This window comes from Enterobacter cloacae complex sp. P14RS, from assembly GCF_014895895.1.
Classification (GTDB): domain Bacteria; phylum Pseudomonadota; class Gammaproteobacteria; order Enterobacterales; family Enterobacteriaceae; genus Enterobacter; species Enterobacter bugandensis.
Window position 1 is genome coordinate 101,729 of the sequence record NZ_JADBQM010000016.1, and the last position, 20,683, is coordinate 122,411.

Sequence of the window (20,683 nt, forward strand, 5' to 3'; positions counted from 1 at the left end):
TTCTTATGCAAAATTCAGCGCCATTGTTAAGCGTGGTGGTTGCCGTTTATAACGGCGAAGCTTTTCTGGATCAGTTCTTTACCTGCCTTGTGAATCAACGCATCGACAGCATGGAAGTCATTATTGTCAATGATGGCTCGACTGACCGCTCGATGCAGATCGTCGAAAGCTGGCGTGAAAAACTGCCGCAGATGCAGGTGATTGAACAGCAAAACCAGGGCGTTTCCATTGCGCGGAATACCGGCCTGGCCGTTGCAACCGGTCAGTATCTCTCTTTCCCGGATATTGATGACGTCTTCAAACCTGGCATGTACCAGCGTCTGCTGGATATGGCCGTCACGCAGGATCTGGATGTCGCCACCTGTAACGGCAACTACGTCTGGGAAAATGATAAGAAACCGTCTCGACCTATCTTCCCCGAGGATAAACTCGCCTCAACGGGCGTTATGACGGGCCCGGCATGGTTAAAGATGGCGCTGGATTCACGTAAGTTCCTGCACGTGACCTGGCTTAATATCTATCGCCACGATTTTATTCGTAAACACAGTTTCCATTTCGAACCCGGGCTGCGCCATCAGGATATCCCGTGGACCACCGAGGTGCTGCTTGCCGCAGAGCGCGTTCAGTACACCAGTGAACGCTTTTATGACTACTACATTCACTCTGCCTCGGTATCGCATACGCCGGATAATGACGACACGCTGATCCGCTCCGCGCGCCACTATATGAAAATCCTGCAGATGCTTGATGCTATTAACCAGCGTTACCCGGATAAAGTGAAAAATATCCCCGCCTGCCACTGGCAAATCGCCAAAGAGGGGCTGGGGATCATTCATACCTTCGACAATATGAAGGATGAGACAAAGAAAACAATGATTATCAAAGAGTTCTTCGACACCGGGATCTGGAAGCTTATCTGGAAAAGTGCCAAAAGCCCGCGTTTGCGCTGGCGCCTGGGCCGACGCTACTTCCGTTTAAAACGGTATCTGGCATAAGAGATAGCTTTACCTGGCTTAAATGCTTAGAATTTGCCCGCCGAAACTAAAAAGACGGATAATCGCTTGGAATTGTTGTATACCGCCCTGCTCTATATCATTCAGCCACTGGTGTGGCTGAGACTGTTGCTTCGTAGCCGTAAAGCGCCTGCGTATCGTAAACGCTGGGCTGAACGCTATGGCTTTTGCCGCAATAAAGTCGCCCCGGACGGTATTTTGCTGCATTCCGTTTCTGTCGGTGAAACGCTGGCGGCGATCCCGCTGGTTCGCGCTCTGCGCCACCGCTACCCGTCTCTGCCGATTACCGTCACCACCATGACGCCAACCGGCTCAGAGCGCGCGTTATCCGCGTTTGGCAAAGACGTTCATCACGTCTACCTCCCTTACGATCTGCCCTGCGCTATGAATCGTTTCCTGAACACCGTTCGCCCGAAGCTGGTGATCGTGATGGAAACCGAGCTGTGGCCGAACATGATTTCCGCTCTGCACGCCCGTAAAATTCCGCTGGTGATTGCCAACGCGCGCCTGTCAGAGCGCTCGGCGAAAGGCTACAGCAAGCTGGGCAAATTTATGCGCCGCCTGTTGAGCAAAATCACGCTGATTGCCGCGCAGAACGAAGAAGACGCGGCGCGCTTTATCTCCCTGGGCCTGAAGCGCAACCAGCTTGCCGTGACCGGCAGCCTGAAATTCGATATTTCCGTTACCCCTGAACTGGCCGCCCGCGCCATCACGCTGCGCCGCCAGTGGGCTCCGCGTCGCCAGGTCTGGATAGCGACCAGTACTCATGAGGGCGAAGAGGCGATTATCCTGCAGGCGCACCGTAAGCTGCTGGAAACCTTCCCGGACCTACTGCTGATTCTGGTGCCTCGTCACCCCGAACGTTTTAAAGATGCCCGCGAAATGGTGCAGAAAGGCGGCTTCAGCTTCACCCTGCGCAGCAGCGGAGAGATCCCTTCCGGCAGTACCCAGGTGGTGATTGGCGATACGATGGGCGAACTGATGCTGCTCTACGGCATTGCTGACCTCGCCTTTGTTGGCGGCAGCCTGGTGGAGCGCGGAGGTCATAACCCGCTGGAGCCGGCAGCCCACGCGATTCCTGTGCTGATGGGTCCACACACGTTTAACTTCAAAGATATCTGCGCTAAATTGCAGCAGGCCGATGGTTTAATTACCGTGACCGATGCGGACTCGGTCGTCAAAGAAGTATCGACCCTTCTGACGGATGAAGATTACCGCCTGTGGTACGGTCGCCACGCCGTCGAAGTGCTGCACCAGAACCAGGGCGCACTCACCCGTCTGCTGCAGCTTCTGCAACCTTATCTGCCTCAGCGGAGCCACTAATGTCTACGCGTCTGTCGGTCGTCATGATCGCCAAAAACGCCGCCGACCTGCTTCCGGACTGCCTGGCCTCCGTCGCCTGGGCTGACGAAATTGTTATCCTCGACTCCGGAAGCACGGACAACACGGTGGACATCGCCCGGGCTGCGGGCGCAAAAGTCTTTACCGATACCGACTGGCAGGGCTACGGCATTCAGCGCCAGCGCGCGCAGGGTCACGCCACGGGCGATTATGTGCTGATGATCGACACCGACGAGCGCGTCACCACGGAACTCCAGCAGGCCATTCAGGCGGTGCTTTCCTCACCCCAGCCTGGCGCCGTATACAGCATCGCGCGTCGCAACTACTTCCTTGGCCGCTTCATGCGCCACAGCGGCTGGTATCCGGATCGCGTAATGCGCCTCTACGAGCGCGGGCGCTTTCAGTACAACGACAATCTTGTCCATGAGTCACTGGCCTGCGACGGCGCCCAGGTCATCCCCCTGACGGGTGATTTGCTGCATCTGACCTGCCGTGATTTCGCCAGCTTCCAGCAAAAGCAGCTCAACTATGCCACCGCATGGGCGCAGGAACGCCACCAGCGCGGCAAGAAGGCCTCGCTGACAGGAATCTTCACCCACACGCTGGGCGCGTTTCTGAAAACGCTGCTGCTGCGCGGCGGCGTGCTGGATGGTAAGCAGGGCTGGTTACTGGCGGTAGTGAATGCCCAGTATACTTTCAACAAATACACCGAGCTGTGGGCGCTCTGCCGCGGCTACTCAGAGAAAACGTGAGCCATGAGCACAAAAGCGATTTATCCGGGTACCTTCGATCCGATCACTAACGGTCATCTTGACATCATTACCCGTGCAGCGTGCATGTTCGACAAGGTGATCCTGGCGATTGCCGCCAGCCCCAGCAAAAAGCCGATGTTTGATCTCAACGAGCGCGTGCAACTTGCCACCGACGCCATTTCGCACCTGCCGAATGTTGAAGTTGTCGGGTTCAGCGATCTGATGGCGAACTTTGCCCGCGCCCAGCAGGCCAATATTCTGATTCGTGGCCTGCGCGCGGTGGCAGACTTCGAGTATGAGATGCAGCTGGCGCACATGAACCGCCACCTGATGCCGGAGCTGGAAAGCGTATTCCTGATGCCGTCAAAAGAGTGGTCGTTTATCTCGTCCACGCTGGTAAAGGAGGTGGCGCGCCATCACGGGGACGTTACCCATTTCCTGCCGGATAACGTCCACCAGGCGCTGATGGAAAAGCTAAAGTAGTTCTATTTCTGACACTGGCGGCAGTAGAACGTGGCGCGCTGGGCGTGCTTCGTGGCAATAATCGGCGTCCCGCATGCCCTGCATGGCTCGCCCTTACGGCCATACACCTGCAGCTCCTGGGCAAAATAGCCTGGTTTACCGTCGCTTTGCAGAAAATCCTTCAGGGTGGTCCCGCCTTGCTCAATCGAGCGCAGCAGCACTGCTTTAATGACCCGAACCAGCAGCTCACATTCCTGCGCGGACAGCGACGAGGCCAGCCGATCGGGATGGATCCCGGCCGCGAACAGCGATTCACTGGCGTAAATATTCCCCACGCCGACCACCAGCTTGTTATCCATCAGCCAGGGCTTGATCGGGGTCTTTTTCTTCGCGCACTTCTCATTCAGGTAGTCCGCATTAAACGCGTCTGAAAGCGGCTCAGGGCCCAGATGCGCCAGCACGTTGTGTCCTTCCAGCTCCTTCGTCCACAGCCACGCGCCAAAGCGCCGCGGATCGGTGTAGCGGAGCACTTTGCCGTTGCTCATTACCAGGTCAACGTGATCGTGTTTTTCCGCAGGCAGTTCTTCGGTCAGGATGCGCAGGCTCCCGGACATCCCAAGATGGATAATGATCCAGCCGTCAGGCAGCTCCAGCAGCAGGTATTTCGCGCGGCGCTGCACGCTAAGGACGGGTTTGTCGCTTAACGTGTGGATCTCATCGGACACCGGCCAGCGCAGTCGTCCATTGCGAACGACGGCATGAAGAATAGTCGCGCCGACCAGATGGGGCTCAATGCCGCGACGGCTGGTCTCTACCTCAGGTAATTCAGGCATGGTTCCTCCGTTGAGATGCAGAATGCAAAAAACCCCGCAGTTGCGGGGTTTTTCAATACAAGGAGGCTAAAATTATTTGATTTTAGCTTCTTTGTACAGTACGTGCTGGCGTACAACTGGATCGAATTTTTTCAGTTCCAGTTTTTCCGGCTTAGTACGTTTGTTCTTCGTGGTGGTGTAGAAGTGACCTGTACCAGCAGAAGAAACCAGCTTGATTTTCTCGCGAATACCTTTAGCCATGATTTATTTCCTCTTTAAGTACTTAGTACTTTTCGCCACGGGCACGCAGTTCAGACAGAACTGTATCGATGCCTTTCTTATCGATTACACGCATACCTTTAGCAGATACACGCAGGGTGACAAAACGCTTCTCGCTCTCAACCCAGAAACGGTGAGAGTGCAGGTTCGGCAGGAAACGGCGTTTAGTCGCGTTCAGTGCGTGGGAACGGTTGTTACCGGTCACCGGACGCTTGCCAGTAACTTGGCAGACTCGGGACATGTCTATTCTCCAAAAATCAAATTAGCTCGAGCTTCGTATGGGGTATCGGCGCCTCGTCAGGCTTTACAGCCCGGTCATCGCGTAGTTCTAAGTGAACTCTCGATTGCCAGGCCCAAATGCCAAACCCGAGATTCTCAAAGGTGGCGTAGTATACGCTGACTCGGCGGTGTGCTCAAGTCCCGAACAGACAAAGATCCCGATGGATCGCGAGAAATAGCCTAAATCCAGCCATGTTCTGCAAAAGAAATGTACTCTCCGCGGCCAATTATCAGATGGTCCAGAACACGAATGTCCATGAATTGACAGCATTTGATAATGCGTTCGGTGATTTCTTTGTCAGCTCTGCTCGGTTCTGCACAGCCAGAGGGGTGATTATGCGCGAGGATCACCCCCGCTGCATTCACTTTTATCGCTTCACGCACAATTTCACGCGGATGTACCTCAACGTGGCTCAGTGTACCCGAAAACAGGCGGCTGTGCTTCAGTACCCGGTTCCTGTTGTCGAGAAAGATCACCATAAAGATCTCCCGCTCCAGACCGGATAGCTGGCTTTGCAAAAATTCGCGGGTCATGTCAGGGGTAAGGATCGGATCTTGCTCCTCCATCTGTACGTTATAAAATCGCCGGGCAAGTTCAGCAATACCCCGTAACTGGGCATACTTCGCGACGCCAATGCCTTCTACATGCGTAAACGCCTCCAGTTCGGCTGTCAGCAAACCATGTAGTGAACCAAAATGGTCTATCAGATTTTTCGCCAGCGTAAATACCGTTTTTCCCTTCGTACCTGTACGTAAAAAGAGCGCCAGCAGCTCCTCGTCTTTTAATAACGCGACGCCATGACGCAGCATTTTTTCGCGCGGTAGCAGCAGTTCAGTCTCTTCCATGCTCGGCCTCCTTCTGTTTGCCATTATGCTGCCACAGGCAAATCCGGGGCTCGACGCTGAGGTTTCGTTCTTGCGTAGCGCCTCGCAAAGTGCCTAAAGGACTTCATCACCCCCTATTTGGGATTGTGGTAAAATGCCCGCTCTCTGGTGAAACCCAACAGGAAAGAATCATGATGAGCCTGGCCGGTAAAAAAATCGTTCTTGGCGTGAGCGGCGGCATTGCTGCCTATAAAGCGCCTGAGCTGGTGCGTCGTCTGCGCGAGCGCGGGGCGGACGTGCGGGTCGCGATAACCGAAGGCGGTAAAGCCTTTATCACCCCTCTGAGCCTGCAGGCGGTTTCAGGATACCCGGTATCTGACAGCCTGCTCGATCCGGCCGCCGAAGCCGCGATGGGGCATATTGAGCTTGGGAAATGGGCCGATCTGGTGATTCTTGCCCCTGCTACGGCAGATTTAATTGCCCGCGTGGCGGCCGGTATGGCGAACGATCTGGTTTCGACCATTTGCCTCGCGACGCCTGCGCCCGTCGCCGTTGTGCCCGCCATGAACCAGCAGATGTACCGCAATGCCGCCACCCAGCATAATCTGGAGACGCTGGCTTCGCGCGGCCTGCTTGTCTGGGGCCCGGACAGCGGCAGCCAGGCCTGCGGCGACGTTGGCCCGGGGCGTATGCTCGACCCGTTGACGATTGTGGATATGGCCGCCGCCCATTTTTCACCTGTCAACGACCTGCAACATCTCAACATCATGATTACCGCGGGCCCGACGCGCGAGCCGCTGGACCCGGTGCGTTACATCACCAACCACAGCTCCGGTAAAATGGGCTTTGCAATTGCTGCCGCAGCGGCAAAACGCGGTGCTAACGTCACGCTGGTCAGCGGCCCGGTCTCGTTACCTACGCCACCTTTTGTACAGCGTATTAATGTTACCACCGCGCTGGAGATGGAAGCCGCCGTGCAGGCTCATGCGCAACGCCAGCAGATTTTTATCGGCTGTGCGGCCGTGGCAGACTATCGCGCCGAGACCATCGCCGAGTCTAAAATCAAAAAGCAAGGCGATGAATTAACACTGAAAATGGTGAAAAACCCGGACATTGTTGCCGGTGTCGCCGCATTAAAAAGCCATCGTCCTTACGTTGTTGGATTTGCCGCAGAAACGAATAATGTGGAAGAATATGCCCGGCAAAAACGTACCCGCAAAAACCTCGATTTAATTTGCGCGAACGACGTATCGCTGGCCACGCAAGGATTTAATAGCGACAGCAACGCACTGCACCTTTTCTGGCAGGATGGAGATAAAATCTTACCGCTTGAGCGCAAGGAACTCCTGGGCCAACAATTACTGGACGAGATCGTTACCCGTTATGATGAAAAAAATCGACGTTAAGATTCTGGACCCGCGTGTTGGCGAGCAATTCCCGCTGCCAACCTATGCCACCTCCGGCTCTGCCGGACTTGACCTGCGCGCCTGTCTCGATGACGCCGTAGAACTGGCTCCCGGTGCCACTACCCTGATCCCGACTGGCCTGGCGATCCACATTGCAGACCCGTCTCTGGCGGCAGTGATCCTGCCGCGCTCGGGTCTGGGCCATAAGCACGGCGTAGTGCTGGGTAACCTGGTCGGCCTGATCGACTCCGACTACCAGGGTCAGCTGATGGTGTCCGTCTGGAACCGTGGTCAGGACAGCTTCACCATTGAACCGGGCGAGCGTATCGCGCAGATGGTTTTTGTACCGGTGGTACAGGCAGAATTTAACCTGGTGGCAGACTTTGATGCCACCGACCGTGGCGAAGGCGGCTTCGGCCATTCCGGGCGCAAATAACCGCCCGACACACGTATCTCGCAGCGCCATAACGCAATAACAAACCGCAAACGTCAGTTTGCGGTCGCTGTGTGGATGCCAGCCTGGCAAGTGCTTATTTTCAGGGGTATTTTGTAACATGGCAGAAAAACAAACCGCGAAAAGGAATCGTCGCGAAGAAATACTTCAATCTCTGGCTCTGATGCTTGAATCCAGCGATGGCAGTCAACGCATCACCACCGCCAAACTGGCCGCCTCTGTGGGCGTGTCTGAGGCGGCGCTGTATCGTCATTTCCCCAGCAAAACAAAAATGTTCGACAGCCTGATCGAGTTTATTGAAGACAGTCTGATCACGCGCATTAACCTGATTCTGAAAGATGAAAAAGATACCACCGCGCGTCTTCGTCTGATTGTGCTGTTAATTCTGGGCTTTGGGGAGCGCAATCCGGGTTTAACCCGTATCCTGACCGGCCACGCGCTGATGTTTGAGCAGGACAGGCTGCAGGGCCGCATCAATCAGCTTTTTGAGCGTATTGAAGCGCAGCTGCGCCAGGTGCTGCGCGAGAAGAAAATGCGTGAAGGCGAAGGATACAATACGGATGAGACATTGCTGGCAAGCCAGATTCTGGCGTTTTGTGAAGGCATGCTCTCCCGCTTTGTGCGCAGCGAATTCAAATACCGACCAACGGACGATTTTGACGCCCGCTGGCCGTTAGTGGCAGCGCAGCTGCAGTAGCACCGCAGGCCCGGTAAGCGTAGCGCCGCCGGGCATTTTAATTACACGCCAAACTCTTCGCGATACGCCCGCACCGCCGCCAGGTGATCCGCCATCTCTGGCTTCTCTTCCAGATACGCAATCAGGTCTTTCAGGGTGATGATAGAGGTCACTTTGCAGCTGTAATCACGCTCTACTTCCTGGATAGCAGAGATATCGCCGCGACCGCGCTCCTGACGATCAAGAGAAATCAGCACGCCAGCCAGCGTCGCACCGTTGGCCTGGATAATCTCCATAGATTCACGGATCGCGGTGCCTGCGGTAATCACGTCGTCGACCAGCATCACGCGGCCCTGCAGCGCGCTGCCCACAAGATTACCGCCTTCACCGTGGGTTTTGGCCTCTTTGCGGTTAAAGCAGTACGGCACATCACGGTCATGGTGCTCCGCCAGCGCCACCGCCGTGGTGGTTGCAATCGGAATGCCCTTGTACGCCGGGCCAAACAGCAGGTCGAAATCAATCCCGGAATCCACCAGCGCTTCGGCATAGAAGCGGCCTAACAGTGCCAGATCGCGCCCGGTATTAAACAGCCCGGCGTTGAAGAAATACGGGCTCTTACGCCCGGATTTCAGCGTAAATTCGCCAAACTTAAGTACCTGTTTATTAATCGCAAACTCAATAAACTGGCGCTGATACGATTTCATGGATTCGCTCCTTTGGTTTTTTCTGTCTTACAGGCAAAAAAAAGGCGACTCATTGGTCGCCTTTAAAATCAATTTTCTAACGCCGCTTTTTGCGTCGTTACAATGGATTCGATTCCCCCTCGGGCCAACGCCAGCAGGGAGAGAAGTTCTTCATGGGTGAACGGCTCACCTTCCGCCGTCCCCTGCACCTCAATGATGCGACCATCTTCGGTCATCACCACGTTCATGTCGGTCTCGGCGGCAGAATCTTCAACGTATTCCAGATCGCAAAGCGCTTCACCGTTAACGATCCCCACAGAAACCGCCGCGACCATCCCTTTCATAGGGTTGGTTTTCAGCTTACCGGCTGCAACCAGCTTGTTCAGGGCATCGGCCAGCGCCACACAGGCACCGGTAATGGACGCGGTACGCGTGCCGCCATCTGCCTGAATCACGTCGCAGTCCAGGGTAATAGTGAATTCACCGAGGATTTTCAGGTCAACGGCGGCGCGCAGCGCACGTGCGATCAGGCGCTGGATTTCCATGGTACGTCCACCCTGCTTACCCTTTGCCGCTTCACGGGCGTTACGGGTATGGGTCGCGCGCGGCAGCATGCCGTACTCGGCGGTGATCCAGCCCTGGCCCTGACCCTTCAGAAAGCGCGGAACGCCCTCTTCGATGGACGCGGTGCAAAGCACTTTAGTGTCACCAAACTCAACCAGCACGGAGCCTTCAGCGTGTTTTGTATAGTTACGGGTCAGGGTGACGGGACGCACCTGATTGGCGCTACGACCTGATGGACGCATGATGGATTCTCCGGCTTGAAACGAATGTGGCTGCGCATTATACGGATAAAGGACGCTTATTCCTATCCTGAGAAGCCCCCGAAAGCTATAATCCCCCCATCTCTCCTTTAAAAACGGGAATGTCTATGATCCGCAGTATGACCGCCTACGCCCGGCGTGAAATCAAGGGTAGCTGGGGTAGCGCTACCTGGGAAATGCGTTCGGTAAACCAGCGCTATCTGGAAACATATTTCCGTATGCCGGAACAGTTCCGCAGCCTTGAACCTGTGGTGCGCGAGCGTATCCGTACGCGTCTGACCCGCGGGAAAGTGGAATGCAACCTGCGCTTTGAGCCCGATGCCAGCGCGCAGGGCGAACTGATCCTCAACGAGAAGCTGGCAAAACAGCTCGTGAATGCGGCGAACTGGGTCAAAATGCAGAGCGATGAAGGCGAAATCAACCCCGTTGATATTCTGCGCTGGCCTGGCGTCATGGCCGCAGGCGAGCAGGATCTGGACGCGATTGCCGCAGAAATTCTGGCAGCCCTCGACGGCACGCTGGATGACTTTATCGTTGCCCGCGAAACCGAAGGTCAGGCGCTGAAAGCGATGATTGAGCAGCGCCTTGAAGGCGTCAGCGCTGAAGTGGCGAAGGTTCGCGCCCACATGCCGGAAGTGCTGCAATGGCAACGCGAGCGTCTGGTCGCCAAGCTGGAAGAAGCGGAAGTTCAGCTGGAAAACACCCGTCTGGAACAAGAGCTGGTGCTGATGGCGCAGCGTATCGATGTTGCTGAAGAGCTGGACCGTCTGGAAGCGCACGTTAAAGAGACCTACAACATCCTGAAGAAGAAGGAAGCGGTGGGCCGCCGCCTGGACTTTATGATGCAGGAGTTCAACCGCGAGTCGAACACTTTGGCGTCTAAGTCTATCAACGCTGAAGTGACCAACTCAGCGATTGAACTCAAGGTTCTGATTGAGCAGATGCGCGAGCAGATCCAGAATATTGAGTAATCGCTTTTTGGATGGCGTCGGCTGACGCCATCCATTATTATTTCTAATCCGAATTCCCGTCTCTTTTCAAATTCAGCAGCCGAGAATCAAAGATATTCAACATGTATTGATTAAATTTTATAGGTGAAACCCAATCGCCTTAGAAAATCTCAATCGTGATCTTGCGCACAAATCGCTAACCTTTCCGCGTTCACACCGGAGGGTATATGCTGCTTCACATTCTTTATCTTATTGGTATCACCGCCGAAGCCATGACTGGCGCTCTCGCCGCCGGGCGTCGCCGGATGGACACCTTCGGTGTGATCATTATTGCCACTGCAACCGCGCTGGGCGGCGGTTCCGTGCGCGATATCCTGCTTGGCCATTACCCGCTCGGCTGGGTGAAACATCCTGAGTATGTGATTATCGTCGCAACGGCTGCCGTATTAACCACCATCGTGGCACCCGTTATGCCCCATCTGCGCCGCCTGTTCCTGGTGCTTGATGCACTGGGGCTGATCGTCTTTTCTATCATCGGCGCGCAAATCGCGCTCGATATGGGGGAAGGTCCGGTTATCGCTACCATTGCCGCCGTGGTCACGGGCGTTTTCGGCGGCGTGCTGCGCGATATGTTCTGCAAACGCATTCCTCTGGTCTTCCAAAAAGAGCTTTATGCCGGCATCTCCTTCGCCGCAGCGGTGCTCTACATTGCCCTGCAGCATTACGTTTCAAACCACGACGTGGTGGTCATCTCCACGCTGCTGTTTGGCTTTACGGCCCGCATGCTGGCGCTGCGTCTGAAGCTCGGATTGCCCGTGTTTCACTATAAGCACAGCGCCCACTGATCTCAGAACCCATTGATGTGCTGCTGAGCAAGCCATCTGATCAACACATCGATCTCTGGCGCGTGCAGCCAGGCAACGATTTGCCGCGCCTTCTCCGCTCCCGTACCCGGCAAGGCCTGCCAGGCCTTTTCACTGCGTTCGCTCATCTTCTGCCACGACACATCTTCCAACGCCTTCAGCGAGGCCTGTGGCAGCGGAACACCCAGCGCCATAATCCAGCGGATAAAAGGCTGCTCATGCACCTGATTAAAGCGATGCCAGAGCGCCAGCCCGCGTGCGGCAGAGAATCCCGGCGTCGACTGCAGCTGCTCCTGCGTTAATAGCAGCCACGAAAAGAGATGTTCAAAATGATGCGCCTGCCAGAGTGTGCGCCAGCCTGACTCACCTAATCCTTCAATGTTGAATACCTGCTTTGAACTGAGCCACGTCAGTCGGGCAAAGAACTGTTCCATACACTCCGGCGAGGCATAAAAGCAACTCAGGGAGTGATAACGCGAGGCCGGAGGCTCAGGTTTTTGTCTGTCCGCCCCTCGCCAGACCACCTTATCAAACCGAGGGATACCCTGCCCTGCCAGGCTGACCTGGATCTGATCGCCCGGGGCAATATCCAGCCTCTGCCAGCGACCAACCGAACCGAGACTCACTCGCTGCACCCGTTTATCGTCCAACTGCGCAGGCTCAAGTGCCGCCACGACAGAAATTTTGCCCGTGCGCCCCACGGAAAAAAGAATATTCCTGACCTCTGCGACCTGTGCCGCAGGCGAATATTTCCACGCGATAATCCAGTTGCCTTCGCCGGGCAGCCAACTATCCCCTGAAGGTGGCTCCGCAGACCGAACCACTATGCCATCCGTGGCAAAGGGCAATGCCGTGTTTTGCCAGGCCAAACGCTGTTTTTCAACAGCATCAACCGCTTGTACGGGCAACGTATAGCGCGCCGTCAGGGAAAAGCCTGCGCTGGACAGCTCAGAAAGCCTGTTTTCCATTCCCTTCGGTCCATCCGGCCAGGCCCAGATAAATATTCCTGTCTGGCTCAGAAGCGCGTTGTCCTTTTGTCGCATCATCGCACCCGCCACTTTTGCGCGAGCATTCATTCCGCCCATCTGCCGCTGGACGTGGTTTTCGCGTAACCAGAAAAGCTCCCCCTGTAAGACGCTGTTTGCAAGCGCGCCGGATACCTCCCTGGGCACGGACGGGATCAAACGCACGCGGGCCGTCCAGTCCTCGCCTTTTAGCCCATTACCACGGCTGATGGCCTGCGCTAGCTTTCCGTTGCGATACACCAGCGTCACCGCCACGCCATCGACTTTTGGCTGCATCCAGAGATTTTTCCGGCCGTGCATCCAGTGACCCAGCGCTTCTTTGCTGGCTGCTTTACGTACCCCCGTATGGGCAACAGGATGTTTTACGTTTCCCTCCAGCGCAGGAAGGGCGCTCTCAGCAAAATCGTTGCCGAAACAGCGCTGCCACTGGGTTAAACGGCCGTTGAGCTGGTCATACACTTCGTCACTGACCTCGCTCACCCCCAGCTTCCAGTAAGCCTCATCCCAGCGTTTGATTTGTGCACTTAATGACGCAATCTCTTTTTCGGCTTTTGCCTGTGACCACACCGGGCACACCGCCGCCCCGTAACCACACCACAACAGCATTAACCCGCTTATCCACCGCCACATCGCTATCCCTCCTTTGCAATGCAGGAGGTATAACCTGACGTGAGAAACGACGCTAATAGCAACCTTTCACGTTGCGAGGCGCTATCCAGCGTTAATTTTTATTGCTGCAAACCGCAGGTAAAACCTGAAAACGGTACGCAAAATTCAATAATCCAGGGGAAAAAGTGTGACAAAGGCTACGTCACACAGCGGCGACGTGTATAATAAGCCCGTATGTAGGACTTCTTCGTTAACACATACAAAAGACTCTCATGGCTCAAGGCACGCTTTATATTGTTTCTGCCCCTAGCGGCGCGGGTAAATCCAGCCTTATTCAGGCACTGTTAAAAACCCAACCGTTGTACGACACACAGGTTTCTGTTTCTCACACCACGCGAGCGCCGCGTCCGGGTGAAGTGCACGGTGAACACTATTTCTTTGTGGATCACGACGAGTTCAGAGCGATGATCGGCAGAGATGCGTTTCTTGAACACGCAGAAGTGTTCGGTAACTACTACGGCACCTCGCGTGAAACCATTGAGCAGGTTCTGGCGACGGGCGTGAATGTGTTCCTCGACATCGACTGGCAGGGCGCACAGCAAATTCGCAAGAAAATGCCTGACTCGCGCAGTATCTTTATTTTACCGCCGTCGAAGGATGAGCTGGATCGCCGCCTGCGTGGCCGCGGTCAGGACAGTGAAGAAGTCATCGCAAAGCGTATGGAACAGGCAGTTGCAGAAATGAGCCATTACGCGGAATATGATTACCTTATTGTGAATGATGATTTTGATGCCGCGCTGAGCGATCTCAAAACCATTCTTCGCGCAGAACGACTGCGTATGAGCCGCCAGAAGCAGCGACATGACGCATTAATCACCAAACTGTTGGCAGACTGAACCCACTTTCAGTATCATGCCCAGTCATTTCTTCACCTGTGGAGCATTTTAAGTATGGCACGCGTAACTGTTCAGGACGCTGTAGAGAAAATTGGTAACCGTTTTGACCTGGTGCTGGTCGCCGCGCGTCGCGCTCGTCAGATGCAGGTAGGCGGTAAAGATCCGCTGGTACCGGAAGAAAACGATAAAACCACCGTTATTGCACTTCGCGAAATCGAAGAAGGTCTGATCAACAACCAGATCCTCGACGTGCGTGAGCGCCAGGAGCAGCAAGAGCAGGAAGCCGCAGAACTGCAGGCCGTAACCGCCATTGCTGAAGGTCGTCGTTAATTAAACCTGCGGGTCGCCCTTGTATCTGTTTGAAAGCCTGAATCAACTGATTCAAATCTACCTGCCTGAAGACCAGATTAAGCGTCTTCAGCAGGCGTATCTCGTTGCACGTGACGCTCACGAGGGCCAGACACGTTCAAGCGGTGAACCCTACATCACGCACCCGGTTGCGGTAGCCTGTATTCTGGCCGAGATGAAACTCGACTACGAAACGCTGATGGCTGCCCTGCTGCACGACGTGATCGAAGATACCCCTGCCACCTACCAGGATATGGAACAGCTGTTTGGCAAAAGCGTTGCCGAGCTGGTGGAAGGGGTCTCTAAGCTTGATAAGCTGAAATTCCGCGACAAGAAAGAGGCTCAAGCCGAAAACTTCCGCAAGATGATTATGGCGATGGTGCAGGATATCCGCGTCATTCTCATCAAACTCGCTGACCGTACCCACAACATGCGCACGCTGGGCTCACTTCGCCCGGATAAACGTCGCCGCATTGCCCGTGAAACCCTCGAAATTTACAGTCCGCTGGCGCACCGTTTAGGTATCCACCACATCAAAACCGAGCTGGAAGAGCTGGGCTTTGAAGCGTTGTACCCGAACCGCTATCGCGTGATTAAAGAGGTGGTGAAAGCCGCACGCGGTAACCGTAAAGAGATGATTCAAAAGATCCTCTCTGAAATTGAAGGGCGTTTGCAGGAAGCGGGAATCCCGTGCCGCGTCAGCGGTCGCGAAAAACATCTTTACTCCATCTACTGCAAAATGGTGCTCAAAGAGCAGCGTTTTCACTCGATCATGGATATCTACGCGTTCCGCGTAATCGTCCACGACTCTGACACCTGCTACCGCGTGCTGGGGCAGATGCACAGCCTCTATAAACCGCGCCCGGGGCGCATGAAAGATTACATCGCCATTCCGAAAGCGAACGGTTATCAATCTTTGCATACCTCGATGATCGGTCCGCACGGCGTGCCTGTTGAAGTGCAGATCCGCACCGAAGACATGGACCAGATGGCAGAGATGGGTGTAGCCGCACACTGGGCTTACAAAGAGCACGGTGGCGAAAGCAGCACCACCGCGCAAATCCGCGCCCAGCGCTGGATGCAGAGCCTGCTGGAGCTTCAGCAGAGTGCGGGTAGCTCGTTCGAATTTATCGAGAGCGTTAAATCCGATCTCTTCCCGGATGAGATTTACGTTTTCACCCCAGAAGGCCGCATTGTCGAACTGCCTGCGGGCGCAACGCCGGTCGACTTCGCCTACGCCGTGCATACCGATATCGGGCACGCCTGCGTGGGCGCGCGCGTCGACAGACAGCCTTACCCGCTGTCTCAGCCGCTCTCCAGCGGACAGACGGTAGAAATTATTACCGCGCCGGGTGCACGTCCGAACGCGGCCTGGCTGAACTTTGTCGTGAGTTCCAAAGCGCGTGCCAAAATTCGTCAGCTGTTGAAAAACCTCAAGCGCGATGACTCCGTCAGCCTGGGGCGTCGTCTGCTCAACCACGCGTTGGGCGGCAGCCGCAAGCTGGCTGAGATCCCACCGGAGCATATTCAGCGTGAACTCGACCGTATGAAGCTCACGTCTCTGGACGATCTGCTGGCGGAAATTGGTCTGGGTAACGCGATGAGCGTCGTGGTGGCGAAAAACCTGCAGCAGGGCGAAGCGACGCCATCTGCTCCAGGCGCATCCGGCCATGCTCATCTGCCGATCAAAGGCGCGGACGGGGTGCTGATCACCTTCGCAAAATGTTGCCGTCCAATCCCTGGCGACCCGATTATTGCGCACGTCAGTCCGGGCAAAGGGCTGGTTATCCACCATGAATCCTGTCGTAACATTCGCGGCTACCAGAAAGAAGCCGAGAAGTTTATGGCGGTCGAGTGGGATAAAGAGACGGCGCAGGAATTTATCACCGAAATTAAGGTGGATATGTTCAACCACCAGGGTGCCCTGGCAAACCTGACGGCAGCCATCAACACGGCCTCGTCCAACATTCAGAGCCTGAATACGGAAGAAAAAGACGGCCGCGTCTATAGCGCCTTTATTCGTCTGACCGCTCGCGACCGCGTGCATCTGGCGAACATTATGCGCAAGATCCGCGTCATGCCGGACGTGATTAAAGTCACCCGAAACCGAAACTAGGTTTATGAATTCACAACGTTATGCCCGTATCTGCGAAATGCTTGCCAGACGCCAGCCTGACCTGACGGTCTGCATGGAGCAGGTGCATAAACCTCATAACGTCTCTGCCATCGTCCGTACCGCAGATGCCGTCGGCGTGCATGAAGTGCACGCCGTCTGGCCGGGTCACCGGATGCGAACCATGGTCTCTGCTGCGGCAGGCAGTAACAGCTGGGTATCCGTCAAAACTCACCAGACGATTGGCGATGCCGTATCGCATCTGAAAGGACGCGGGATGCAGATCCTGGCGACAAACCTGTCCGATAAGGCCGTGGATTTCCGCGAAATCGACTATACCCGCCCGACCTGCATTTTGATGGGTCAGGAGAAAACCGGGATCTCCCAGGAAGCGCTGGATCTGGCGGATCGGGACATCATCATTCCGATGATCGGCATGGTCCAGTCCCTTAACGTCTCCGTGGCGTCCGCACTCATTCTGTATGAAGCGCAGCGCCAGCGTCAGAACGCCGGGATGTACGAGCGCAGCAACAGCATGCTGCCGGAAGAAGAACAGCAGCGCCTGCTGTTTGAAGGTGGCTATCCGGTGCTGGCACGCGTTGCGAAGCAGAAAAAATTGCCTTACCCCCACGTCAACGCGCAGGGCGAAATTGAAGCCGATGCCGAGTGGTGGGCCACCATGCAGTACGCCGGGTAACCTATGAAAGGCCGCCTGCTGGATGCTATCCCGCTCAACAGCCTGACGGGCGTGGGCGCGGCGCAAAGCAATAAGCTGGCAAAAATTGGCCTGCACACCGTGCAGGATCTCCTGCTTCACCTCCCCCTGCGTTATGAAGACCGCACTCAGCTCTACAAGATTGGCGATCTGCTTCCCGCCATTTACGCCACCGTTGAAGGCGAAGTCCTGAACTGCAATATCACTTTCGGCGGACGCCGGATGATGACCTGTCAGATCAGCGACGGCACCGGCATCCTCACCATGCGTTTCTTCAACTTCAGCGCGGCGATGAAGAACAGCCTGGCGACCGGCCGTAGGGTGCTGGCCTATGGCGAAGCTAAACGCGGGAAATACGGCGCAGAGATGATCCACCCGGAGTACCGCGTGCAGGGCGATCTCAGCACGCCGGAACTGCAGGAGACGCTCACCCCGGTTTACCCGACGACCGAAGGCATCAAGCAGGCGACGCTGCGTAAGCTCACCGATCAGGCCCTGGAGCTGCTGGACACCTGTGCCATTACCGAACTGCTGCCGCCAGAACTGGCTCAGGGGATGATGAGCCTGCCCGAGGCGCTGCGCACCCTGCACCGCCCGCCGCCAACGCTGCAGCTCAGCGATTTAGAAAGCGGTAAACACCCCGCCCAACGGCGTCTTATCCTTGAGGAATTACTGGCGCATAACCTGAGCATGCTGGCGCTGCGCGCCGGCGCGCAGCGTTTCCACGCTCAGCCGTTAAGCCCGAATGATGTGCTCAAAGATAAGCTGCTGGCCTCGCTGCCCTTTAAGCCCACCGGCGCGCAGGCGCGCGTCACCGCCGAGATTGAGCGCGACATGGCGCTCGACGTGCCGATGATGCGCCTGGTGCAGGGCGACGTAGGTTCAGGTAAAACGCTGGTTGCCGCCCTGGCCGCCCTGCGCGCGATTGCCCACGGCAAACAGGTCGCGCTGATGGCACCAACCGAACTGCTGGCTGAACAACACGCTAACAATTTCCGCGCCTGGTTCGCACCGCTCGGGATTGAAGTGGGCTGGCTTGCCGGAAAGCAAAAAGGCAAAGCGCGTCTTGCGCAGCAGGAAGCCATCGCCAGCGGCCAGGTGCAGATGATTGTGGGCACGCACGCTATCTTTCAGGAGCAGGTGCAGTTTAACGGCCTCGCGCTGGTGATTATCGACGAGCAGCACCGCTTCGGCGTGCATCAGCGTCTGGCGCTGTGGGAAAAAGGGCTGCAGCAGGGCTTCCACCCGCATCAGCTGATCATGACCGCCACGCCGATCCCGCGTACCCTGGCGATGACCGCCTACGCCGATCTGGATACCTCTACCATCGACGAACTGCCGCCGGGCCGAACGCCGGTGACGACGGTCGCCATACCGGATACGCGCCGCAGCGACATCATTGACCGCGTGCGCAACGCCTGCACCCATGAAGGGCGCCAGGCCTACTGGGTCTGTACCCTGATTGAAGAGTCGGAACTGCTGGAAGCCCAGGCCGCCGAAGCGACGTGGGAAGAGCTCAAGCTGGCACTGCCCGAGCTGAACGTTGGCCTGGTTCACGGCCGCATGAAGCCTGCCGAGAAGCAGGCGGTGATGCAATCCTTCAAACAGGGGGAACTACATTTGCTGGTCGCGACGACGGTCATCGAAGTGGGCGTTGACGTACCCAACTCCAGTTTGATGATCATCGAAAACCCGGAGCGTCTGGGGCTTGCCCAGCTCCACCAGCTGCGCGGGCGCGTTGGCCGCGGCGCGGTAGCGTCTCACTGCGTGCTGCTTTACAAAGCACCGCTTTCAAAAACCGCCCAGATGCGACTGCAGGTGCTGCGCGACAGCAACGACGGCTTTGTGATTGCGCAAAAAGACCTGGAGATACGCGGCCCGGGCGAACTACTGGGCACGCGCCAGACGGGAAATGCTGAATTCAAAGTGGCGGATTTACTGCGCGATCAGGCCATGATCCCCGAAGTTCAGCGCCTTGCGCGCCATATTCATGAACGCTACCCCGAACAGGCGGCAGCGTTAATTGAGCGCTGGATGCCGGAAACCGAACGTTATTCCAACGCCTGATCTCAGGCAAATATCGGCAGCATCAGGTACAGCTTGATCACCAGCGCGTTGACGATATCAATGAAGAATGCGCCGACCATCGGGACCACCAGAAACGCCATATGCGATGGCCCGAACCGTTCGGTGATCGCCTGCATGTTGGCGATAGCCGTTGGGGTAGCCCCCAGACCAAACCCGCAGTGACCGGCCGCCAGCACCGCCGCATCATAGTTTTTCCCCATCATGCGCCAGGTCACGAACATGGCATAAAGCGCCATAAACAGCGCCTGCACCGCCAGAATCGCCACCATCGGCAGCGCCAGCGAGGCCAGCTCCCACAGCTTCAGGCTCATCAGCGCCATCGCCAGGAACAGCGACAGGCAGACGTTGCCGAGCACCGATACCGCCCGCTCAAACACGCGGTAGAAGCCCATCAGCGCCAGACCGTTGCTCAGGATCACCCCGATAAACAGCACGCAGACAAACGTCGGCAGTTCAAACGCGGTACCCGCCAGCCATTGCGCAACCACTTTGCCCACGGTCTGGCAGATGGCAATCATCGCGATGGTTTCAATCATCACCAGCGAGGTGATGCTGCGTCCAACGTCCGGCTTTTCGAACGCGGTCGGCACCATTTCATCGTCTGGCCTGCCGTTCGGCGTGGTGGAGTGCTTCACCAGATAACGCGCTACCGGGCCGCCAATCAGGCCACCCAGTACCAGGCCAAAGGTCGCGCAGGCCATCGCCACTTCCGTCGCGTTTTCAAAACCGTAGCGTTCGATGAACAGCTTGCTCCACGCCGCGCCGGTGCCGTGACCGCCCGAAAGGGTAATCGACCCCGCCAGCAGCCCCATCAGCGGATCCAGCCCCAGCAGCGTTGCCATACCGATTCCAATCGCATTTTGCATCAGCAGCAGCCCCACCACCACAATCAGAAACACGCCGAGCACCTTACCGCCCGAGCGCAGGCTCGCCAGGTTGGCGTTCAGGCCGATAGTGGCAAAGAAAGCCAGCATCAGCGGGTCTTTCAGGGACATATCAAAATCAATTTCCCAGCCCATGCTTTTTTTCAGTATCAGCAAGGCCAGCGCCACCAGCAGACCGCCGGCGACAGGTTCAGGAATAGTGTATTTTTTCAGAAAGGAAACGCTGTGGACCAGCTTGCGACCAAGCAGAAGAACCAGCGTTGCGGCAACAAGGGTCGACAACGTATCGAGATGAATCATAAAAGGCTCCTGTTATGCGCGTATTCCATACACACGCGGCGTTATCCTAGGCCGGTTTGCGCTCGTCATGAGCCCCCGGCGCAAAA

At 56.3% G+C, this 20,683-nt stretch carries 22 protein-coding genes; 14 read left to right on the forward strand and 8 right to left on the reverse strand.

Annotated features, from left to right (window positions below; translation table 11 throughout):
* Positions 1-5 precede the first annotated feature (5 nt).
* The 4 genes from IM295_RS14120 to coaD all read left to right on the forward strand — a co-directional run bounded on the left by IM295_RS14120 (position 6) and on the right by coaD (position 3,589).
* Positions 6-995, forward strand: a complete 990-nt coding sequence (locus tag IM295_RS14120) for a glycosyltransferase (RefSeq protein ID WP_028015021.1) — start codon at positions 6-8, stop codon at positions 993-995.
* 66 nt (positions 996-1,061) lie between these two features.
* Positions 1,062-2,336, forward strand: coding sequence for a lipid IV(A) 3-deoxy-D-manno-octulosonic acid transferase (waaA, locus tag IM295_RS14125; protein WP_193066849.1), 1,275 nt, complete (start codon positions 1,062-1,064; stop codon positions 2,334-2,336).
* Positions 2,336-3,106, forward strand: a complete 771-nt coding sequence (locus tag IM295_RS14130; protein WP_126327151.1) for a glycosyltransferase family 2 protein — start codon at positions 2,336-2,338, stop codon at positions 3,104-3,106. Before waaA ends, IM295_RS14130 begins: the two co-directional genes overlap by 1 nt.
* Before the next feature lie 3 nt (positions 3,107-3,109).
* Entirely contained in the window at positions 3,110-3,589 is a 480-nt protein-coding gene (gene coaD / locus IM295_RS14135; protein ID WP_025758454.1) for a pantetheine-phosphate adenylyltransferase, read from the forward strand.
* 2 nt (positions 3,590-3,591) lie between these two features.
* On the opposite strand, the gene mutM is transcribed toward coaD, so the two are convergent.
* The 4 genes from mutM to radC all read right to left on the reverse strand — a co-directional run bounded on the left by mutM (position 3,592) and on the right by radC (position 5,784).
* Entirely contained in the window at positions 3,592-4,401 is an 810-nt protein-coding gene (mutM, locus tag IM295_RS14140; protein WP_193066850.1) for a bifunctional DNA-formamidopyrimidine glycosylase/DNA-(apurinic or apyrimidinic site) lyase, read from the reverse strand.
* Between the two features lie 72 nt (positions 4,402-4,473).
* Complete coding sequence (gene rpmG, locus IM295_RS14145) at positions 4,474-4,641, reverse strand: 50S ribosomal protein L33 (RefSeq protein ID WP_003024094.1); 168 nt, start codon at positions 4,639-4,641, stop codon at positions 4,474-4,476.
* Between the two features lie 22 nt (positions 4,642-4,663).
* The gene (rpmB, locus tag IM295_RS14150) at positions 4,664-4,900 is read right to left on the reverse strand and encodes a 50S ribosomal protein L28 (RefSeq protein ID WP_002436699.1); all 237 of its coding nucleotides are present in this window, start codon (positions 4,898-4,900) and stop codon (positions 4,664-4,666) included.
* A 218-nt stretch (positions 4,901-5,118) separates the two neighbouring features.
* Complete coding sequence (gene radC, locus IM295_RS14155; RefSeq protein ID WP_028015017.1) at positions 5,119-5,784, reverse strand: DNA repair protein RadC; 666 nt, start codon at positions 5,782-5,784, stop codon at positions 5,119-5,121.
* Between the two features lie 173 nt (positions 5,785-5,957).
* On the opposite strand from radC, the gene coaBC reads away from it, so the two are divergent.
* The 3 genes from coaBC (at position 5,958) to slmA (ending at position 8,320) form a co-directional block, all read left to right on the forward strand.
* Entirely contained in the window at positions 5,958-7,169 is a 1,212-nt protein-coding gene (coaBC, locus tag IM295_RS14160; RefSeq protein ID WP_028015016.1) for a bifunctional phosphopantothenoylcysteine decarboxylase/phosphopantothenate--cysteine ligase CoaBC, read from the forward strand.
* Positions 7,147-7,605, forward strand: a complete 459-nt coding sequence (gene dut / locus IM295_RS14165) for a dUTP diphosphatase (protein WP_015570042.1) — start codon at positions 7,147-7,149, stop codon at positions 7,603-7,605. Before coaBC ends, dut begins: the two co-directional genes overlap by 23 nt.
* Positions 7,606-7,723: 118 nt before the next feature.
* Positions 7,724-8,320, forward strand: coding sequence for a nucleoid occlusion factor SlmA (gene slmA, locus IM295_RS14170; RefSeq protein WP_028015015.1), 597 nt, complete (start codon positions 7,724-7,726; stop codon positions 8,318-8,320).
* A 41-nt stretch (positions 8,321-8,361) separates the two neighbouring features.
* Here the strand turns inward: slmA and pyrE are convergent, their stop codons facing one another.
* Both pyrE and rph read right to left on the reverse strand, forming a co-directional pair.
* Complete coding sequence (gene pyrE / locus IM295_RS14175; RefSeq protein WP_041911672.1) at positions 8,362-9,003, reverse strand: orotate phosphoribosyltransferase; 642 nt, start codon at positions 9,001-9,003, stop codon at positions 8,362-8,364.
* 68 nt (positions 9,004-9,071) lie between these two features.
* The gene (rph, locus tag IM295_RS14180; protein WP_010426431.1) at positions 9,072-9,788 is read right to left on the reverse strand and encodes a ribonuclease PH; all 717 of its coding nucleotides are present in this window, start codon (positions 9,786-9,788) and stop codon (positions 9,072-9,074) included.
* 125 nt (positions 9,789-9,913) lie between these two features.
* Between rph and IM295_RS14185 the strand changes: the two genes are divergently transcribed.
* The gene (locus IM295_RS14185; RefSeq protein WP_028015013.1) at positions 9,914-10,777 is read left to right on the forward strand and encodes a YicC/YloC family endoribonuclease; all 864 of its coding nucleotides are present in this window, start codon (positions 9,914-9,916) and stop codon (positions 10,775-10,777) included.
* A 206-nt stretch (positions 10,778-10,983) separates the two neighbouring features.
* A complete protein-coding gene (locus IM295_RS14190) occupies positions 10,984-11,601 on the forward strand; it encodes a trimeric intracellular cation channel family protein (protein WP_023334014.1) in 618 nt (205 codons plus the stop codon).
* A 2-nt stretch (positions 11,602-11,603) separates the two neighbouring features.
* On the opposite strand, the gene ligB is transcribed toward IM295_RS14190, so the two are convergent.
* Complete coding sequence (gene ligB / locus IM295_RS14195; RefSeq protein WP_193066851.1) at positions 11,604-13,274, reverse strand: NAD-dependent DNA ligase LigB; 1,671 nt, start codon at positions 13,272-13,274, stop codon at positions 11,604-11,606.
* A gap of 251 nt (positions 13,275-13,525) precedes the next feature.
* Here ligB and gmk point away from each other — a divergent pair, with 251 nt between their 5' ends.
* Genes gmk through recG form a run of 5 tightly spaced genes read left to right on the forward strand, consistent with a single transcriptional unit; the run spans position 13,526 to position 19,392 of the window.
* The gene (gene gmk, locus IM295_RS14200; protein ID WP_010426438.1) at positions 13,526-14,149 is read left to right on the forward strand and encodes a guanylate kinase; all 624 of its coding nucleotides are present in this window, start codon (positions 13,526-13,528) and stop codon (positions 14,147-14,149) included.
* Between the two features lie 54 nt (positions 14,150-14,203).
* On the forward strand, positions 14,204-14,479 hold the full coding sequence (gene rpoZ / locus IM295_RS14205) for a DNA-directed RNA polymerase subunit omega (protein WP_000135058.1): 276 nt from the start codon (positions 14,204-14,206) through the stop codon (positions 14,477-14,479).
* 19 nt (positions 14,480-14,498) lie between these two features.
* Positions 14,499-16,613 carry a bifunctional GTP diphosphokinase/guanosine-3',5'-bis pyrophosphate 3'-pyrophosphohydrolase gene (spoT, locus tag IM295_RS14210; RefSeq protein WP_045630233.1) on the forward strand — a complete coding sequence of 705 codons (2,115 nt, stop codon included), beginning with the start codon at positions 14,499-14,501 and terminating at the stop codon, positions 16,611-16,613.
* Positions 16,614-16,617: 4 nt separating this feature from the next.
* On the forward strand, positions 16,618-17,307 hold the full coding sequence (gene trmH / locus IM295_RS14215; protein ID WP_049137146.1) for a tRNA (guanosine(18)-2'-O)-methyltransferase TrmH: 690 nt from the start codon (positions 16,618-16,620) through the stop codon (positions 17,305-17,307).
* Positions 17,308-17,310: 3 nt separating this feature from the next.
* Positions 17,311-19,392, forward strand: a complete 2,082-nt coding sequence (gene recG / locus IM295_RS14220; RefSeq protein WP_048958508.1) for an ATP-dependent DNA helicase RecG — start codon at positions 17,311-17,313, stop codon at positions 19,390-19,392.
* Positions 19,393-19,394: 2 nt separating this feature from the next.
* Here the strand turns inward: recG and gltS are convergent, their stop codons facing one another.
* Positions 19,395-20,597 (reverse strand): sodium/glutamate symporter, encoded by a 1,203-nt coding sequence (gene gltS, locus IM295_RS14225; RefSeq protein WP_193066852.1) that lies wholly within the window; start codon positions 20,595-20,597, stop codon positions 19,395-19,397.
* Positions 20,598-20,683 lie beyond the last annotated feature (86 nt).

Excerpts from the sequence above, each read along its gene's own strand:
- IM295_RS14120 (WP_028015021.1), top strand. The coding sequence starts at position 6 with ATGCAAAATTCAGCGCCATTGTTAAGCGTGGTGGTTGCCGTTTATAAC.
- IM295_RS14130 (WP_126327151.1), top strand. The coding sequence starts at position 2,336 with ATGTCTACGCGTCTGTCGGTCGTCATGATCGCCAAAAACGCCGCCGAC.
- coaD (WP_025758454.1), top strand. The coding sequence starts at position 3,110 with ATGAGCACAAAAGCGATTTATCCGGGTACCTTCGATCCGATCACTAAC.
- mutM (WP_193066850.1), bottom strand. The coding sequence starts at position 4,401 with ATGCCTGAATTACCTGAGGTAGAGACCAGCCGTCGCGGCATTGAGCCC.
- rpmG (WP_003024094.1), bottom strand. The coding sequence starts at position 4,641 with ATGGCTAAAGGTATTCGCGAGAAAATCAAGCTGGTTTCTTCTGCTGGT.
- rpmB (WP_002436699.1), bottom strand. The coding sequence starts at position 4,900 with ATGTCCCGAGTCTGCCAAGTTACTGGCAAGCGTCCGGTGACCGGTAAC.
- radC (WP_028015017.1), bottom strand. The coding sequence starts at position 5,784 with ATGGAAGAGACTGAACTGCTGCTACCGCGCGAAAAAATGCTGCGTCAT.
- coaBC (WP_028015016.1), top strand. The coding sequence starts at position 5,958 with ATGAGCCTGGCCGGTAAAAAAATCGTTCTTGGCGTGAGCGGCGGCATT.
- dut (WP_015570042.1), top strand. The coding sequence starts at position 7,147 with ATGATGAAAAAAATCGACGTTAAGATTCTGGACCCGCGTGTTGGCGAG.
- slmA (WP_028015015.1), top strand. The coding sequence starts at position 7,724 with ATGGCAGAAAAACAAACCGCGAAAAGGAATCGTCGCGAAGAAATACTT.
- pyrE (WP_041911672.1), bottom strand. The coding sequence starts at position 9,003 with ATGAAATCGTATCAGCGCCAGTTTATTGAGTTTGCGATTAATAAACAG.
- rph (WP_010426431.1), bottom strand. The coding sequence starts at position 9,788 with ATGCGTCCATCAGGTCGTAGCGCCAATCAGGTGCGTCCCGTCACCCTG.
- IM295_RS14185 (WP_028015013.1), top strand. The coding sequence starts at position 9,914 with ATGATCCGCAGTATGACCGCCTACGCCCGGCGTGAAATCAAGGGTAGC.
- IM295_RS14190 (WP_023334014.1), top strand. The coding sequence starts at position 10,984 with ATGCTGCTTCACATTCTTTATCTTATTGGTATCACCGCCGAAGCCATG.
- ligB (WP_193066851.1), bottom strand. The coding sequence starts at position 13,274 with ATGTGGCGGTGGATAAGCGGGTTAATGCTGTTGTGGTGTGGTTACGGG.
- gmk (WP_010426438.1), top strand. The coding sequence starts at position 13,526 with ATGGCTCAAGGCACGCTTTATATTGTTTCTGCCCCTAGCGGCGCGGGT.
- rpoZ (WP_000135058.1), top strand. The coding sequence starts at position 14,204 with ATGGCACGCGTAACTGTTCAGGACGCTGTAGAGAAAATTGGTAACCGT.
- trmH (WP_049137146.1), top strand. The coding sequence starts at position 16,618 with ATGAATTCACAACGTTATGCCCGTATCTGCGAAATGCTTGCCAGACGC.
- recG (WP_048958508.1), top strand. The coding sequence starts at position 17,311 with ATGAAAGGCCGCCTGCTGGATGCTATCCCGCTCAACAGCCTGACGGGC.
- gltS (WP_193066852.1), bottom strand. The coding sequence starts at position 20,597 with ATGATTCATCTCGATACGTTGTCGACCCTTGTTGCCGCAACGCTGGTT.